This is a genomic window from Clostridium senegalense JC122, from assembly GCF_000285575.1.
GTDB classification, from domain to species: domain Bacteria; phylum Bacillota; class Clostridia; order Clostridiales; family Clostridiaceae; genus Clostridium_J; species Clostridium_J senegalense.
The window spans coordinates 326661-345775 of the sequence record NZ_HE611053.1; the positions used below are offsets into that span (position 1 = coordinate 326661).

Genomic DNA, 19115 nt, shown 5'->3' on the forward strand with positions numbered 1-19115 from the left:
CCTATTAAATTTTTTCAACTTTTTTATTTCATCTTTTTAAATTAGAATTCTATTAATTTTTAATTTATTATCACGTTGAAAAATTTAAATATAATAAGACCACTGAAAATCAGTATACTTTTCAGTAGTCTTTATAATACTTCCTTTTTTGTATAGTTCTTATTTTAAATTTTGAACTTATTTAATTTTATCTAATAATATTTTCTTTTTTCTAGCTTATATTTCAAAATTTTTAATATACTCATTTTGAAAGTACTAATTGCTTAATTTGCTGAATTTATGTAAATATTATTTTTCTTGTTACCATTCCTTAGTAGCTTCCATATTTTAAATAGAAACCCATTGACTTTTCCTTTCCAAATTAGTTCATTTTTCATTCTCAATTAATTTAATAGCTTCTTTAAAATAAGGCTTATTTCCCCATAGTTCTTTATCTCCTACAATCACAATTCTTTTTTTTGCTCTTGTAACTGCTACATTTAATATATTAGGAGATTTAGACGCCCAATTCACAGCCCCTTCATGTTCTTTATCTACCCCTAAACAAATTATTACTATGTCTGCTTCTTTACCTTGAAATGTATGAACTGTTCCTATTGATTTTTTTATCCACTCATCTAAAGATTTACTATCTATAAAATCAAATTCATTTTTTAAATCTTTAATTCTATTTTTAAGTCCATTTACTACAGTCGTAAATGGTGAAATTACATATAAATTAGGAAGTCTATTATCAACAATGCATTTTTTTATTTGTCTATATATAACTTCTCCTTGTTCTGGAACATAGTGCGATTTTCCATCACAACTATTTCCCTTACAATCAATCCATGTACTCTTTTCAATAGGCAAATTTTTATCCTTACTTAATGTTGCATATATCATTTTATTCTCATAAGCTATCTTATTACTTATATTAAACATAGGATTTTCACATCTTCTATGAACCCTTAAAGGACATCCTATCCACAATTCCTCACGATTTGTTCCATATTTATTTATTTTATCAGCCATTCCTTGCACTGATAAAGTTTTCGACACTATATCTTCTACATTCCAAGCCTTACCTATTACTTCAAGTAATGATAATGGAGCAGTTGATACTGGTTCTACTTGTAACGGATCTCCAACAACAATAACCCTTCTCGAACGCCAAATGGCTCCAAGTGCAGTTTGTGGTAATGCCTGACCTGCTTCATCTATAAGTAACCATCCTATTTCTTCTCTTCCTAAATGTTTATACATTCTTGATATAGATGCAAATGGACTTGATATTACTGGAACTACCAGAAATAGAGTATTCCATAATTCATTCATATATTTTAAATAATTACCTTGCATTTCAGTCCCTGAAAGGTAATTCATAACTAATCCCATATTACTTTTCATTGGTTTTTCAGCATTTAATATGAATGCTTTATGCAATTGTAATGATAATAAAAATAATTCACACCTCTTATTATTCAGTTCTTCAGTTATCCATAAACAATATATTTGTTGGTTATTTTTTGAATTTTTCCAATATCTTTCGGGATACAAATCTCCTACTTTACCTAACCAATCGTCTTTTATTTTATTAATGGTATCCAACTTAATTAAATCTTGTTTTAAATTTTTCTCTAATTCAGTCTTTTGTACTTTAAATTTATCTAAGATATCTTTAATATCATTTAAATCACTATTTGATTCTAACAAATCAACTAATAACTTTTTCTTCTCTTTATTGTTAGATTCTAACTCTAAAACATATCCTCTATACTTCTTTCTATTTAAGATTCTACTTAAAAATGATGGTTTATCATTTAAATGGCATTTAATTATCTCATCTAATATATTAATTGATTCTTTTAATTTTACATTAATTTGTTCTGTTTTTTTATAATCGTTTTCACTGGATTTTATATAATTTTCTACATCCTTTATTCTACTATTAGTTGTACTAATACTATTTTTTACTTCTTTTTCTTCATCTAATACTTCCTTAAATTTATCTAATTTATTTATATATTCTTCTATCTCATTATATTTATCTAAAAATCTCTGTTTCTCTTCTTCCCAACTTTGAACTTTATTTTTCTCATCTTCATTTTTGTGAATTTTATAAAAACCTCCCCACCAAAAATTATTTACAAATTTTGAACAATTAGCTTTTTTGCCTAAGGAGGCTGAAATTAAACCCCAAGTTTCCATGTTTAAAACTTTATTTGAAAAATCCTTAAAATAATCTGATCCTATCTCATTATAAAAACCTTCTATAGCTCCTATCTCGGGTAATTCTTTGGATATATTTTCAACAGCATTATTATTATTAGAAACTATTGTTATTCCATATCCCTTTAAATTTTCATTTAATATGTATGGATAAAATGGAATATCGTTTCCTTTATTATTTTTAACCTTAATACAGTAGTCACTTTTTTCAAATGCTTCTTCTGGATGTTTATACTTAGCTAATTCTCGTGCTCTATTAACTACAACATTGCTAATGATATCTCTTAATAATGTTGTTTTTCCTGTCCCTGGTGGTCCATTTACTGAAAATACACCACTACTATTAACTAACTGTTTTAGGGCTGTATTTACTGCTACTTGTTGCATTAAACTTAACCCATATTTTGAAGGCCATTTACCCATAGGTATATTCTTAGGCTCTAAAGCAAGCTCTATCTGTTTAATATCATTTTCTATATCTATTTTTTCCATATTATTATATTGCAGAATAAAATCTTTAAATGCTTTACCATAATTGTTTACTTTCACTTCATTAATTAATTTTTCTATATCATTTAAATAGAAACTATTTAAATATGTATCAGTCTCTTCATTATCACTACTTTTTTTATTTCAAATTCTTCTACTTTAAACTTTCTTTTTACTAATAACCAATTTTTATTAAACCACTTAAATTGTTTCAGTATTTCATCAAAAAAATTATTTAAAGTATCGTAATTAACACTTTTCAACTTATTAATTGCAATACTTTCAATCTCCTCTACAAAAAGTTTAAATTCATTAGAACTATTGGTTGTATTTATATTTCCAGAAATAAGTTCATTTATAGCATATGGTAATGTTGGCATTTTTATAGATTCCTCAATATACTCTCCTTTTTCATTTACCTTAAAAATACATAAACATGAAAATCCAGAAATTTTTTCTGGCAGTCCTTCTTTATCTCCATACTTATTAATTATAAAATCTACTAAATCTGAATTCTTATATATACCTAGATAAACTTCAAAATTTTTATCTTTTTTATTATTTAGCCAAGGAAATTCTTCACAATATGATTTTTTATCAAATTCAATTCTAAACTCTGAAAATTTCTCAATTGTATACCAATAATATAATTTATTTGTAATTTCTTTCATCATTACCCCCTAAATTTAGTAACTATCTCTTTTAACTTATATAAAAATTTATTTTCTCATCTGAAAAGTAATTTGCTATAAAATAAGATATTTTTAGCCATTTAATCTCATTAAACTACAATATTTTTTAGAACATGCATATTATACCACATATTAGTAAAATATTAGATATTTTACTAATATAATCTAATATTTTACTAATTTATTCTAATATATATTTCTTATGATATATGATTTAATTTATTAACTTCCTGTTTTCGTATATTTACATTAAACTTCTATTTAAAACACTAGTTTTAAAACTTAATTTAATATTTCATATATAAAATCACATAGAAAAAGTCCTAGAAATAAGAAAATTCATAGGACTTTTTCTATAGAGTTTTAAGTTAAGTTATATATTTTGTATTCTAATATTTTTTAAACAATAAGTATTATATTTAAATTTTTGCTATTTATTTTGATATACGAATAACTGGTTTTATTACTTTTCCATCATGAGAGTCTTTAAATGCTTGTTCTATATCTTCAAAGTCATAAACAGTAATAATTTTATCAATAGGAAATCTTCCTTCTTTATACATTCTAATTATTTCTGGTATATATACTTGAGCAATACATTCGCCTTCACAGGTTCCACGTAAAGTCCTCATATTCATTAAAATATCTTCTCCAATATTAAAGGAATCAATTATTCCACTAGAACCTAATACAAATATTGAACCATTAAAAGAAGATGCTTTAATAGCTTTTTCTATCATAGGTCCAAATCCACTAGTGTCTATACAATAATCTACACCTCCTGGAACTATTTCATGAATTGATTTAACTATGTCATCTACTTCTTTTCTATTAATTGTATGCGTAGCACCAAGTTCTTTTGCAAGTTCTAAGCTTTTACTGTTACCACCAATTGCTATAATTTCTTTACAGTGTTCCATATTAGCTGCCATAATTGCACTAAGTCCAACTGCTCCCATTCCTAAAACTGCAATTGTAGAGTTTATACTAGGTTTTATTATATTAGTTATTGTTCCTGCTCCTGTCTGTATACCGCAACCAAGTGGTGCAGCTATTTCTAAATTAACATCTTTATCAATTTTAATTGCACTTCTACTATTAATTACTGAATGTGTAGCAAAAGAAGATTGTGCAAAGAACATTGCTATATCTTCACCATTTTTACTTAATCTACTTTTTCCATCAGCTGCAGTTCCACCAAAATTTATTTCATTGTAATGATCACAGTAAAAAGGTTTACCACTTCTACAAGCTGCACAATTTCCACAGTATCCGTATGAAAAAACTACATGGTCACCTACTTGAAAATTTTTCACCTCTGCCCCAACTTTTTCAATAATTCCTGCCCCTTCATGACCAAAAACAGCCGGGAACTTTTGATTCATACCACCTTGTCTACCAAATTCATCAGTATGACAGATACCACTTGCTACTACTTTAACAATTAGTTCATCATCTTTTGGCTCTGCAAGGTCAATCTCTTCAAATACAAAAGGTCCACCTTTTGTATTAACAACTGCCGCTTTTATCTTCATTGTAATTTCCTCCTAAGTTAACATTTTTTATAGATTTCTTTTTCATAAGCAATGCAAAAGTAAATACATTCAAAAAACCAATTAAACTAATAATTACAAGAATATATATACCTCTTGTCCATGATTTTGTTATTTCCACTGCTTTTATAATTATAGGTGTTCCTACAAATATACCTATATAGTAAATAAAATTGATAAATGATATGCTTACACCAATAAGTTTTTTATTTTTAATAATATTTGGTGCAATAATCATTACACAAGCAGAGGAAAGTCCAGTACCTGCTGAAAGTAATAATAACTGAAGAATGATACTCTTTGCATCTGTTAAATAATTTACGTATATAACAGCTATTGTCATTATAAAAAAAGAACATACTGTTATTAATGATCCTTTTTTAGTTTTATCAATTAAATACCCAGCTATAGCTCCAAAAGGGATTCCAAATAATCCAAAGTAACTAGCATATCTATTTGCAACAAAGCTATTAATTCCATATTTTTGACTATATATTAACGGGAAAGTATTTATGAATGTAAAAAGTACTAATGCCATACACCCTTGTGCAATTGCTAAAATCCATATATATTTATTTGTGATTGCCTCTTTAAACATATTCTCGTCATTTTTACTTATAGTTTCTTCTTCATTTTCATTAATATCCTTTATCTTAAAAAAATATATAATAAACAATACTATGGAAATAATAACAATAAACATCCATGGACTTTTTATTCCATATTTTTTTACCATTGGCAAAAATATATTCATAGCTAATAAAGAACCTGCCGCTGAAAAAGTACCCCAAATTCCAGTAGCCAACCCTCTATTTCCATCTTTAAACCATTCATTTATAAATACAATTCCAACCATTATAATCATTGAAAATGCAATTCCTTCTATTAATCTTGAAAATAGCATTAATGTAAAATTATTAGAAATAAAACCTATGCTATTTCCTAAAATAACAGACAACATTAAAAAAACAAGTAATTTTTTAGGTCCAAATTTCGTAACCAAACGTCCACCGGGAATTGATAGAAATATTCCAGATAGAGTAAATATAGACATCAACCATGAAATTGATGAAAGTGAGAACCCCATCACGTCTACTATTTCATTTTGTATAGGAATTATTTTTAATTGACTTAAAGATATGACCACACCGCCTAAATACAATAATAAAAAGTTAGTCCATTTACTTCTTTTTTTAATTATCATAGAGTTAACCCCCTTAAATTATGCAAATAAATATACCTTTATATCTTCTTAATAAATACGCTAACCACTATATTAGTATCTATACACTAGTTAAAACATCCTTTAGATAACAGTGGTTAGCGTATTAACTGAAGTAATAATTGAGTACTACCCCAAATTTTTATTTTAATGTACTAAGTCTTCTTATAACTTCTTCAATTATTGAAGGTTCTAATGCATAACATATTCGAAACCACCCAGGTTCATTAGTTGCAAATATTCTACCTGGAGAAATATTTAACTTTAAGTCACAAAACATTTTTTCCCATAATTTGTTTTCAGCTTCAAATGTTTGTTCTTCTAGATATTTTGCAAAATTAGCAAATATAAATATACCTCCCTGAGCTTTTTTGGTTTTAATATCTAATTTGTTTAGAGCAGTTTCTATTCTTTGATAACTTATGTGTAATTGTTTTTTATTATCTTCCATTAATTTAGGAAGCTCTGATGATTTTAATAATTCTGTCAACAATCCTTGTGTATGTGTAGACACGCCTGAGTAATATGCTAAGTTTTGCATGCCTTTTATTAAGTCTTTATTAAATGAAATAGCAAAACCTGTTCTAAATCCTGAAAGAGCGAAATCTTTTGCAAAACTACTAGTAACATGTACATGTTCAATATAACTATCTGGAACTAATTTTAAAGTACTAATCCATTTTGTATTTGGATCATGAATGGTTTGACCATAAATTTCATCTGAAACAATATCAAGATTATGACTAATACTAAAATCGATTACATTTTTTATGGCATCTTCTGAATAAACAGTTCCTGTTGGATTATTTGGAGATGAATAAAGCACTCCTACAACTTTTTTACCCTTTAAAATTTCTTCATTATATACTTTTTCAAATATATCCTTATCCATATTTTCTCCACAATGGACTGGAACTAACTCTATTTTTGCTCTTTCTGAGAAATCATCTTCAAAACCTGAATAATATGGAGCTGGAACTAAAAAGACATCCCCTGGATCGCCTAACATTGTTGCTAACATTTCTAATGCTAAAGAACATCCTGAACCTACAATTATATTGTCTGCAGTAATTTTTCTATGATTTTCATCTTCAAAAATAACTTTTTGCCAATGATTAGCTATTGCTGTTCTAAAATCCTTACTTCCATAAAAGAAATCATAGTGAAGATGATTTGGCTTTATATTCATTGTATTTTGTAATTTATATAATAAATTTATAATTTCATCATCAATTAAATGTGTCTCTGCTGTTCCTAAATTTATATATCCATCTTTTCTTGTTACAGGATTGTATCGTTTGTCTCTCGTACTAAAATCAGCATGCATAAGTGGAGACATATCTTTAACATTGGCCATTCCTCTTTTTGATAACGACATTCTATATACACCCCTTTATTTTTTTGTAAAATACTCTTTATAGCTGTATGATATTTTAAAATTTAGTGACTTAATCCTGCCTCTGTTTGTATTCCTGGTCTTGATGCAAGTCCCATGGTAGCATCAATAACTGCTCCATGTAATACAGTAGATTCTTCTCTTAACAACTTTTCTATCCAATAAGAAATTTCATCTGGTTGAATTAGACGTTGTTTTGATTGAGCAAGGTCAAATTTCTTTCTTTCTTCATGTGACATTTTAGATAATGTGCTAGATACAAACATTGGAGTTTCTGTTGCACCAGGACAAACTACAAAAACATCTATTAAAGTATGTGTGTTTTCAGCAGCTAATTGTTTTCCTAAAAATGCTACTGCTGATTTACTCATTCCATCACTTAATGTAAAATAAGGGAAGGCTGCTAATCCACCACCTACAGATGAAATAAATATTAGTTTACTCTTACTTTCTTTCTTTAATAAGTTTTCTTTTACAACTTTATATATCCAAAGTGGACCAAGAGCATTAACCTTAAACATTGCCTCGTCTCTTTCAAAACCTAAATTATCATCATCCTTTGCATAATCTTTTACTGTTCCTGACCCTAAAGCTGCATTAAAGATAATTCCATCCCATGAATGTTTAGTTAAAAATTCTGCTTTTTTTATAGCTTCTGGGTCTCCTTGGTCTAACTTATATGCAAATACTTTTCCTAAATATTGCTCTGTTAACTTTTTTGCTTTTTCTGAAGAACTTCTATAGGTAATATGAACTTCATAGCCCATTTTAGCAAGCAAATGTACTGTAGTTTCTCCAATTCCTTGTGTTCCGCCAGTTAGTAAAATTTTTTTATTTGAATTTTCCATAGATACCCCTCCAATTTAGTAATAAAATTTTTATTTAAAATTTAAAATCTTCTCAATATTTTTTATTTGTTTACATTCTATATGATTGTAAGCTTAAGGTAAATATTATATAATAAATACAAATAATAATTTATTTTTTAACTTTTAAACAAAATATAATTACAAATTATATTAAAAAACTTTATATTTTTTTGTCATATAGGAGATATATTAATGGATAAAATTGACTATGAAATAATGAAACATTTAGAAAAAAATGCACGAATCTCTATAAAGGAACTTAGCAAAAAAGTAAATCTATCTCAACCTGCCGTTAGTGTTAGAATGAAAAGATTAGAAGAAACCGGTTGTATTAGAGGCTATTTAACATTAATAGATCCTAAAACTATTAATAAAAATTTAATTTGTATTTGTTTGCTTTCATCTAAAAATAAAATTATAGAGCAAAGTTTTTTTGATTTTGTAAATCAATGTGAAGATATTGATGAATGTCATTGTGTTACAGGATATTATGAGTTTTCACTGAAAATATCCACGGAATCTTCATTTACACTTGGTGTATTACTTGATACTTTAAGAAAAAAGTTTGGATTTAAAAGTGTAACTTATCCAATAGTTAAGTCTATAAAAGAAAGTATATAGTATAGATTTTATATCACATCCATGGTATTTATTTACATATTTAAATTAGTTCTTTGAAATAATTTAATGCGATTGCAATTTTTAAAATTACGTTTTAATAATTTGCAATAAAAAAATCTTGGATTTCTCCAAGACTTTATAATATAATCAAATAAATTTATAGTATTTCTAATATTTCTACCTTATATTTTTCACCTGGGGCATCAACTTCCACTACATCTCCAGCTTTTTTCCCCATTAATGCTTTTCCTAAATCTGATTCTACACTTATAAGCATATTTTCTGGATCTGCATCCATAGTAGTTACTAGTGATATAATTGTTTCAAATTCATCTTCTACAAATTTAACTTTAGATTTACTATTAACTCCTAGTACTGACTTATCTTGATTTTTGTCATCTATTACAGTTGCAGTTGAAATCATAGTTAATAAATATTGAATTCTGTTATCATTTTCTCTATAGTTTGCGCAAGCTTCTTTATATTCTGCATTTTCTGACCTATCACCATGAGCAGCTGCTTCTAATTTTTCCTTTGCTATTTCAGCTCTTTTTTTAGTCATTCTATATTCTAATTCTTCTTTTAATTTATTCATATTTTCTTCTGTCAATATGTTTTTCATGTACTAATAAAACCTCCTTGAGATATGTTATGTTAATATTATATAATATATAGTATAAATGCTAATGAAACATTATGCTATACTCTAGTAGCAAAACCTTAAGTTAAGCTTTATTAAATACTCTTTCATATTATAAATTTATTCTTTCTTTTAGTTCATTTATTGCTACCTGTTCTTTTTTCTCTAAACTCAAAATATAGTTATTAAATTCAGCATATAAATCCTTATCATACTCATCTTCAAAGCTTAAATCTGATATATATTTAGATAAGAGAACTATTTCCATTTTGGATAAGCTTTTGAAAAACGTAATATATTCATCATCAAATAAACAATCAGCATTTAGCATATCTACTAAATCTTCTAGACTCTTAATATTATTTCTAATTAATGAAATTTTATCTTCCACTAAAGAGCACTCTCGAATTTCTTCCGTTAGCTTTTTAAATATAGAATTGGACATTTTTTTACCATCAGTATATTCTATTATTTCATTATGCTCCTCTTCATTAAAGGATATAAATACTGAATCTAATTTATTTAGTTTTATCCTTTCATTTATAAGTAAAGCTATATTTAAAATACCCTTCTTTATATAAGTCATCAATTTTGTATTTTTAATCTCTAAAACTTCTAAGCATATTTTTGCATCCTTTATTAATTCTTCCTTTAATTCCTCTATGGATAATTCTTTCAACTTGTTTTTAATAATCTCTCTATCTAAATTATTAATATTAAGGCTGCTTAAATCTTTATTACATATAATTAACCCTAGTGAATTAATAAGTACTAGTTCAAATATATTTATAAGCAACAATTCACATTCTTTATCATAACCCTTTAATAATTTATTAATTTCACCAACATCAAATTTATTACAAAACTCATTTTCTAAACTTAAGTCATATAAATAATTATACACATAATCAATGCCTATAAAGTTCATAGTATCAATGTAAAGTTGATAATCTATTGAACATCCTGGAGTTTCATGAGGTGCAAAAAAATCATCATATTCTTTAAAAAATAGAGAAAAGCCATCATCTACAGTATCGTTATAGGAATAGTTATCAACCTTAAGTTTATTTGACCTGACCTTCTTAAACAATTTCTTACACTCTAATTTTTTATTCTTAATTAAATCATGTCCCATTTTTAACATATCAGCTAAACTGATATGCTTTAATTCTTCTCCTATTAACTCTATATTCTCAAAGTTTTTTAAATGAATTCCTATTGTATAATCAATACATTGCAAAATACTTTCAGCTACCTCTGTCATAACTGAACTACTCTCATCTTTTGTGTAATATTTTAATTTTATTCTTAAAAGTTCTATTCTTTCATAATATATTCTAGCTAAAGTATTATCATCTAGTAACTTTTTCTCATAACAAATTAGTAAAGCATATTTAAAAAAGCTTTCCTCTCTGAAATTATTATCTATAGCATAGTTGTACTTTTGAATATTATTCCCCATAACTCATCAATCCTTTTCATTCTCAAGATTTGTATAATCCTTAAACCCACTTTTTATATTGTTAGCAATTCTATATAATGCATTTCCTTCTAGAATCTCTAATGATCCTTGACAATAATTATCAAACTTTTCCTTCATAATTTCTATTAATTCATCATCACTTATATAATCTAAAGTTTCATTCTTATAGTTATAAAAGATTTCTACAAGTTCATTTATTGTTTCACTGTAATTATACTGAGATATATATGGTGAATCACGAAAAGACGTAATAATTTTATTTATAATTTGACCATTAAACTCTATTCTTCCGCTTTTTTTAAGCGCTATATTTCTAGTATCAATAATTTCTTTTACATCTTTCTCTGAAAGTTTCAATCCATATTCTCGTGTAATTTCATTACACTGAAGTATGTCATTAAAGACTTGTTTTTCTAGTAAATTGCTTTGAAATAAATCAATCGAATTTTCCATTTCAAAATTCCCCCTAAAAGTATTGACTTTTGTTTTAAAGTATGTTATAATAAAAATGATATACTTTATATTAAGTAATTGTAACATTGACACCTTTTTTTGTCAATGTATTTTATAATGCATTAAAAGAGTATCTTCTATCATTGGAGATACTCTTCTTTATTCCTATAATTTTATAGTTATTCTAAAAAACATTCCTATTACTAGCTTATGCATTTACTTTATTCACCAACACAGAATACTCGATACTTCAGTGCCAAAATGAATGTGCCATAAAATTCTCATTGGAGTTGAACAAATTACATTAATTTTAGTTTCAAAGGTTGTCCACTCTATTTTGCCACAAATGCATAAGAAAGAGAAATGACTATATTTTTGAAGAAGTTTTTCCATCTGCTAAACACTTTTTTCTATATTCCAAAGGACTTATCCCAATAATTTCTTTAAATGAAGCAGCAAATTTACTTTGACTTTCATATGAAACACTTATTGCAATATCAGCTACACTATTTGGAGTTTCTCTTAACATTATCGCAGCTTGTTTCATTCTATATTCTTTCATATATGCTGCCATTGAAGTGCCATAAATACCTTTAAAATATGTTTTCAACGTAGTTTGGCTAATGCAATACTCTTTTGCAAGGTCTTGGATGGTATATCTATGTTTAAAATCTTTCATAATTAGATTTTTAATTTGTTTAATAATTTCAACTTGTTGATGAGAATAATATTCTCTTTGGATTTTTTTTGAAACATCTATTATATTCAAGAACACAAGTAATTCTAAAACTTTTAGCTTAAAATATACTTTCTGAACAGATTCTGGTACATAGTAGAGTTCTGAAAAAATATTTTTAATTTTATCAGTTGCTCGCATGACAAAACACTCATCATTAATACAAAACTTTTCTTTGAAACCATAAATATCAATAGATATATCTTGTAAAATTTCTGGCACATCTCTTACAAATTCATCTAAATATAATAAAATAGAAATCCATTTATAATATTTCAGTGGAAATCCCATGGTATTAGTACAATTATTCATAGTATTAATAGAAATATCACCTTCACCTAAATATAAATAAGAGCCATTTAAAAGCTTACATTCCTGTCTGCCTTCTTGACAGTGATTGATTTCTATAACATTCTCATAGGTTGGTACATTACACAAACATGTTGTAGATTCAAATTCATTAATTATTAACTCAATACCAGTAAATACCTTATAAACCGTCATGGTTCCTATACCATTTGTGGAATTCATTTTATATATAGTTTTATATCCATCTTTATCATGATTTTGAATCCATGCCATTTTATTTAAAATTCCATGATCTTGTACCATACCACTCTTTTTCAACATAGAACCCCACTTTCCTATCTATCTTAGTAAATACATTTTAAAATGCTGTATATTTTTACATCATTTTTAACTTTTTTCTCACCATTGTACAATATATTAAACTTTTAGTTATCTTAAAAAATCTAAAAAACATATAAAAAATTATAATTCTATTACCTTGCCTGTTGAAAGTGTACTTATTTGCTCTCCCATCAAAGAATGAAGTCTATTGAAAGCTGTCTCACCTGTGCAATGACAAGTAAAATAACTTGTTGAATGTTTAGATAGTTCTGTAGCTAGTTCATCAATTCTACTTTCGGGCTCAGTATTTTTAGTAGGTGGATCATATAGATGAAATCCAGATACTACAAAGTCTACAGAACGACCTAGCAACTCCTCTGCTTTGTTTAACAAGTTTATAACCCCTCCATGAGCACAACCGCCTACTAGCACAGTTGTTTCTCCTTCAGTAATAATTAAACTCTGTTCATGAGAGAAATCGTCCTCTACCATCAAACCATTTTTTTCAGCATAAAGAGTATTATTAAACATAGGCTTAAGAATATTTCCACAAGAACTACTAAATACCTGTAACTCTTTATCAATAACTTGAGTTGATTTAGTTAACAGTATCTGAGGAGATCTTTTCAAAGCTAGTTCTACTCCCACAGGATAGTCTTTTCCAAAGGCCTTTATTGTGTGTGCTGAAAAAGCATCAGGACGAGTATAAATCTTGGAGTTAGCATTTAACTTTAAAAATGTATTCATCCCACCACCATGATCCATATGTCCGTGTGAAAGGAAAGCAGTATCTACATTAGATAAATCAACTCCTAAAACATCAGCATTTTTCAATAAAGTAGAACCATCCGGTCCAAAATCAAAAAGAATGCAATGGTTTATAGTTTGTATATATAAACTTAACCCATGCTTAGATTCACAATTAGGATTAATAGTATTATTTTCTACCAAAACAGTTATTTTCATCACAATTCCCCCTATAAAATTCTATTTATAAATCTTATCAGAAAACTTTATACTAAAGTTAGTCTCATATAACTTAATATTATTATACTAGTATTTAATTATCTTGTCCGCTCTGTTCTGACAAACTTTAGTCCCAAATAGACATCTCAAAATTTCTTTTTAAAATCTACCTTTTCTTAGGGAAATCTCCATTTTGGTGTTAATGATATCAATATGCTAAGTCCGTTTTTTACGCTTTTATAATTATTTAAGATTCTTTTTCCTAGCTTTATGTTTTCTATGTTCGTACTTTTGCCAGTAAACATGTTTTTCATCGAACTGAGTTCTTGGCTCTTTTTCTTCATCTGGATATCCTAAATATATAACTGCTAGTGGTATAACTTCCTCTGGCAAATCTAATATTTTATATAAAGGTCTTGCAGCACTTTCAACAGGATGTAATCCAATCCAAACTGAACCTAACCCCATACTAGTCGCTGCTAATAAAATGTTTTCAATGGAGGCACTGCAATCTTGAATCCAATAATCCCTAACTGGTCCTGACATTGATAATTTCATATTCCCACAGACAACAATCATTGCCGGTGCGTTATATTGTCCAAAATATAAACTTTTTCTTACTTCATTTTTTATATTATCCTCTGTAATAATAATATACTCCCAAGGTTGTGTGTTACATGCACTAGGAGCTGCCATTCCTGCTTTTATCAAAGTTAGTAATGTTTCATCTTCTACGGTTTTATCAATAAATTTTCTTATACTTCTTCTCTTATATATACATTCAATTACATCCATATTCTCATATACCTCATCTATATTAAATTAAATCTATTGTGTTTTATTTCTGAATATAATTATAACCTCATCAATTATCTTGACATTATCTAAAACTAAATACTTTTAAATAAAATTGATTCTACATTTTTTACTTGGATTTTAAATTGTTTACTAGTTATATTAGTTATCATAACTATTTGTACATTCTCATCTGGGAAGATATTGTTTGCTGAAAAAAATCCAGGTATTCGACCACTATGAGATATTCTTTTTACTATTTTGTCATTAAAATTTAAGTTATTTATAAATACACCATACCCATAATATCCATCTTTGCCTGCTGAAATATGCCTTTCAGTCATTTTGTTTAATAGAGATTTATCAATAACATTTCCATTAATTAAAGCCCTGTTCCAAATGTACAAATCTTCAACAGTTGAATACAATCCGCCAGCAGCAAATGGTACGCTCATATCAATAAAGCTTGATTTTACAATATGCTCATCATTATTATAAATTTTCAAATCATAACCACTAGCTCTATTTTTAATTATTTTAGTATTGCTATCATATCCTGAATTATTCATTGATAATTTTTTAAAAAAGTTTTCTCTAATATACTCCTCATAAGTTTTATTAGTGGCCTTTTCTATAATGTCGCCTAATAAAGTATAGCCTGAATTAGAATATTTATAGTTTGTTCCTGGTTCAAAATCGTAAGGTAAATGTTTAAAATTATTTATTAAATCTATTGTCTTATGACTTTTTCTCATAATATTAGAGAACTCTTCAATGTCGGTATAATTAAAGACTCCTGCTGTATGAGTTAATAAATTATGAATGGTTATATTTTTTCCCTTAGGATAATCATTTATATATTTATCTAAAGTATCAGTTAAATTTAACACTCCTTTATCATATAATTGTAATATTGTTGCTGCTGTAAATTGTTTAGTTATAGAACCAATTCGAAACTTTGTCACATTAGTATTTTTAACATCCAATTCAAAATTTGCCATGCCAAAGCCTTTGCTTATTAATTTTTTATCTTTTATTGAAATTAATATAGCTCCATTAAAGTTCTCTTTATATAGATAATTTTCAATTTCTAATTTTACTTGATTTAAAACATTTTCATTAACCATAATTTTTTAGAAAAAGATTGATACTTATTTCTATCTTTTCCCTCCCCCTTTCTTGAATTATAAGTAGCTAAAGTCTAATATTATTTAAAGCTGCTTTAAAATAAAAATTATTTATTACACCCTTTTTAATAAGATAAGTAAAGCTTATAGAATCACTTCATTTTATACTTTTTATAAACTTCAATCATTTCCTCTACGTCTATGCCGTTAATATACATACCATCTATATTACAATTTTCAATATTTAAATTTTGAATATTAGAATCTATTATCATACTATGATTTAAATCGCATCTTTTTATAGTAATGTTACAATTTTCTTTATCCACATCTAAATTGACATCATGTATATATGCATCTGTTAATGACACATGACATATTTCTACTTTATTCATATTTGAATCACCAAATACTGAGTTACTCATATTATCATTAGTAAATCTACTATTATTTAAGTTTGAATTTGCATATGTATTTTTACATAATTCCATATTGGAAAATTTAGAATTACTCATATTACAGCTATATAAATCAACATCACTTATATCACAGTTACGTAAATTGCTGTTGCTAAAATTTTTGCTTTCTACCTTCTTTTCTATCTTATCATTAATATTATTATTTTTCTTGCAATAATATCTTTCTTCTGAGTCTTGTCCTACTAATTTATATCCATTTTTTTCGTAAAAATGATGATTTCTTTGACTTTGCTGAATAGTATCTAATGTCCATATATTAATACCTTGAAATAAATTTTCTACTAATTTAAGAACCTCAGATCCCATTCCTAAATTTTGGTATTCGGGTAGTATATAGAACCTATCTATTCTTCCATGCTCTTTTCCTGTGGTATATATAAGAACTACACCAACAATATTATTTTCATATATAATTTTATAATACTTATTATCCCATGTATGATATTTTTGCATTTCTATGGAATTATATCCTGGTACATATGGTTTATCACCATTTTTAAACCATCTTACAGACTCATCCTCAACAATCTTAATCATAATATCTTTTATTTCTAACGCATCACTAATTAATATAGGCTCTAATCTTAACTCTTTACTCATTCAAAACCTCTCCTTTTATATAATATAATACCTTTTAATATACTTTAATACAATAATTTACATATTTAAAATAATGCTGTTTTCTATATTTTATCTATTTTACTAAAATAAAAAATAGAAGTATCTTTTAAAAATACTTCCATACATAACTTTTATATTTAATTACTTAGTTGTAAATCTTTTTATAGAATCATAAATAACCAATATTCCAATAATAAATGATACTGTTCTCATAATAAAATCACTAATTAATAAACCACCTAATAAGTAACTAACATTATAAAAATGACCTGTAATTATACTTGGACCCAATATAATTGTAATGCCTAAAAGACAATTAATTAATAATATAATAATTTTTTGAATATTTAACTTCATTTAAATCCTCCTAATATTTCAAATAAAAATTACTCATATTTTAATATCGGATAATTATCAGCTATAGAAGATAATTATGCTATTTTAGTAAATTATAAAATAACTGATATTTACTTGATTTATCAATTCTATCGATTATAATTTAAAGCATTTCCTTATATATTTCTCTACTTCAAGAAATTCACCTCCTAAACTTTCTTATTTCTTTACTTAATTTATCTAATTTTTTATAATAAAAAAGGTCTCCATCCATAAAGGACGAAGACCTGTATTGCCAACTTTTAGGCTTAACTTTACACCTATGCTTAATATCCTATAGTATTAACAACTTGTTTTTTTACACTTTTTTTCAAACCCATGTAACCAATTAAATTTTAGATAGTAAATTAAAAAAATTACAGAACTTAAAAACCAAGTCAATGGATATGCCCAAAATATCATTCTTATTTCAGGTATAAAATGTGTAGCCACTGTTACATAAATTACTCTTATAATGCACCAGCAACACAACATTACAAGCATTGGAACAATAGCTTTTCCTGCGCCCCTTAAAATTCCTGCTACACAATGAGAAAATGCAAGAAGAAAGAAAAACAACGAAATTGTTCTTGCCTGAGATGTACCATATTGAATAACTTCTGGTTCACTATTAAAAAGTGCAACAAGTTTTGGTGCTGTTAAAAAGAAAATTATACCAATAACTTCTGCAAGAATAATTGAAACAACTATTCCAAAATATGTTCCTTTCTTAGCACGTTCATATTTTTTTGCACCAAGGTTTTGACTAACAAATGTTGTCATAGAAAAAGCAAAGCTAGTAATTGGAATAAATACAAACCCTTCAATTTTAGAATATGCACCACAACCTGCTACTGCCACGGCACCAAAAAAATTTATATTTGATTGCACAACAATATTTGCAAGAGCAATAACAGAATTTTGTATACCTGCTGGTATTCCCATGTGAAGAATTTGTTTAAGCATATCTAAGTTTAAACGTATTTTATTAAAGGTTACTTTATAAATATCTTTTGTACGAACAAGATGATAAAATGCTAGTACAACACTTACTGCTTGAGAAATAACAGTTGCTATTGCAGCACCACCAATTCCCATTTTAAAAACTGCAACGAATAATAAATCTAATACAACATTTACAATTGATGAAACAATAAGATAGTACAGTGGATGTTTGCTATCACCTACTGCTTGAAAAATACCACTTGCAGTGTTATACATAACAACTGTTAAAATTCCACCAAAATAAATTCTCACATATAAAACAGCATTAGGAAATACTGACTCCGGTGTTCCCATAAGCCTTAATATTTGAGGTGAAAATACTGTTCCTACTAAAGTTAATATAATTCCTGATATAATTCCAAAGGCAATAGATGTATGAATTGCTGTTTGTACATTTTCTTTTTCATTTGCACCAAAGTATTTTGAAATAACAACACCTGCACCCATAAAAATTCCACCAAATAACCCAACTAGTAAAAATATAAGTGAACCAGTAGAACTTACTGCTGCTAATGCATCTCTTCCTACAAAATTACCAATTACTAATGAATCAACTATATTGTATAACTGCTGAAATAAGTTTCCCCAAAAGATTGGCAATGCAAATCTAATAATTTTTTTACCTATTGATCCGTTTGTCATTAATACTGCATTTGATTCCATATAATCTGTCACCCACTCTCAAACAACCACTTGTTCATTATTCTAATCTAATCATATACACTATTTTTCAGCCATATAAACAATAAATG

Annotated in this window: 17 protein-coding genes; 1 reads left to right on the forward strand and 16 read right to left on the reverse strand. The window is 26.8% G+C overall.

The annotated features are described in order from the left end of the window. Nucleotides 1–366: 366 nt before the first annotated feature. From CSGHG_RS15560 to CSGHG_RS15585, 6 genes are all read right to left on the reverse strand, one after another. Nucleotides 367–2760, reverse strand: a complete 2394-nt coding sequence (locus tag CSGHG_RS15560) for a DEAD/DEAH box helicase (RefSeq protein ID WP_026022398.1) — start codon at nt 2758–2760, stop codon at nt 367–369. Nucleotides 2761–2801: 41 nt separating this feature from the next. Beyond that, nucleotides 2802–3371 (reverse strand): hypothetical protein, encoded by a 570-nt coding sequence (locus CSGHG_RS15565; RefSeq protein WP_026022399.1) that lies wholly within the window; start codon nt 3369–3371, stop codon nt 2802–2804. A 455-nt stretch (nt 3372–3826) separates the two neighbouring features. Continuing rightward, nucleotides 3827–4927, reverse strand: a complete 1101-nt coding sequence (locus CSGHG_RS15570; RefSeq protein WP_010297288.1) for an NAD(P)-dependent alcohol dehydrogenase — start codon at nt 4925–4927, stop codon at nt 3827–3829. Then, nucleotides 4902–6149 (reverse strand): MFS transporter, encoded by a 1248-nt coding sequence (locus CSGHG_RS15575; RefSeq protein ID WP_010297290.1) that lies wholly within the window; start codon nt 6147–6149, stop codon nt 4902–4904. Before CSGHG_RS15575 ends, CSGHG_RS15570 begins: the two co-directional genes overlap by 26 nt. Before the next feature lie 160 nt (nt 6150–6309). Continuing rightward, the gene (locus tag CSGHG_RS15580; RefSeq protein WP_010297292.1) at nt 6310–7545 is read right to left on the reverse strand and encodes an aminotransferase class I/II-fold pyridoxal phosphate-dependent enzyme; all 1236 of its coding nucleotides are present in this window, start codon (nt 7543–7545) and stop codon (nt 6310–6312) included. Nucleotides 7546–7607: 62 nt separating this feature from the next. Then, entirely contained in the window at nt 7608–8411 is an 804-nt protein-coding gene (locus tag CSGHG_RS15585; RefSeq protein ID WP_010297294.1) for an SDR family oxidoreductase, read from the reverse strand. 213 nt (nt 8412–8624) lie between these two features. Here CSGHG_RS15585 and CSGHG_RS15590 point away from each other — a divergent pair, with 213 nt between their 5' ends. After that, nucleotides 8625–9053, forward strand: coding sequence for an Lrp/AsnC family transcriptional regulator (locus CSGHG_RS15590; protein ID WP_010297296.1), 429 nt, complete (start codon nt 8625–8627; stop codon nt 9051–9053). 157 nt (nt 9054–9210) lie between these two features. Here CSGHG_RS15590 and CSGHG_RS15595 read toward each other — a convergent pair whose 3' ends face one another. From CSGHG_RS15595 to CSGHG_RS15640, 10 genes are all read right to left on the reverse strand, one after another. Continuing rightward, nucleotides 9211–9675 (reverse strand): GreA/GreB family elongation factor, encoded by a 465-nt coding sequence (locus CSGHG_RS15595; RefSeq protein ID WP_010297300.1) that lies wholly within the window; start codon nt 9673–9675, stop codon nt 9211–9213. A 130-nt stretch (nt 9676–9805) separates the two neighbouring features. Further along, nucleotides 9806–11155, reverse strand: a complete 1350-nt coding sequence (locus CSGHG_RS15600; protein WP_010297303.1) for a DUF6179 domain-containing protein — start codon at nt 11153–11155, stop codon at nt 9806–9808. 6 nt (nt 11156–11161) lie between these two features. Beyond that, nucleotides 11162–11629, reverse strand: a complete 468-nt coding sequence (locus CSGHG_RS15605) for a DUF6323 family protein (protein ID WP_010297307.1) — start codon at nt 11627–11629, stop codon at nt 11162–11164. A gap of 367 nt (nt 11630–11996) precedes the next feature. After that, a complete protein-coding gene (locus CSGHG_RS15610) occupies nt 11997–12995 on the reverse strand; it encodes a helix-turn-helix domain-containing protein (RefSeq protein WP_010297309.1) in 999 nt (332 codons plus the stop codon). Between the two features lie 141 nt (nt 12996–13136). Continuing rightward, a complete protein-coding gene (locus tag CSGHG_RS15615) occupies nt 13137–13961 on the reverse strand; it encodes an MBL fold metallo-hydrolase (RefSeq protein ID WP_010297312.1) in 825 nt (274 codons plus the stop codon). 243 nt (nt 13962–14204) lie between these two features. Further along, nucleotides 14205–14756 (reverse strand): nitroreductase family protein, encoded by a 552-nt coding sequence (locus tag CSGHG_RS15620; RefSeq protein WP_010297315.1) that lies wholly within the window; start codon nt 14754–14756, stop codon nt 14205–14207. Nucleotides 14757–14851: 95 nt separating this feature from the next. Further along, nucleotides 14852–15883, reverse strand: coding sequence for a serine hydrolase domain-containing protein (locus CSGHG_RS21140; protein ID WP_010297318.1), 1032 nt, complete (start codon nt 15881–15883; stop codon nt 14852–14854). Between the two features lie 152 nt (nt 15884–16035). Beyond that, entirely contained in the window at nt 16036–16962 is a 927-nt protein-coding gene (locus CSGHG_RS15630; protein ID WP_010297323.1) for a GNAT family N-acetyltransferase, read from the reverse strand. 162 nt (nt 16963–17124) lie between these two features. Further along, a complete protein-coding gene (locus tag CSGHG_RS21145; RefSeq protein ID WP_010297326.1) occupies nt 17125–17340 on the reverse strand; it encodes a hypothetical protein in 216 nt (71 codons plus the stop codon). A gap of 321 nt (nt 17341–17661) precedes the next feature. Beyond that, nucleotides 17662–19026 carry an MATE family efflux transporter gene (locus CSGHG_RS15640; protein WP_010297329.1) on the reverse strand — a complete coding sequence of 455 codons (1365 nt, stop codon included), beginning with the start codon at nt 19024–19026 and terminating at the stop codon, nt 17662–17664. Nucleotides 19027–19115 lie beyond the last annotated feature (89 nt).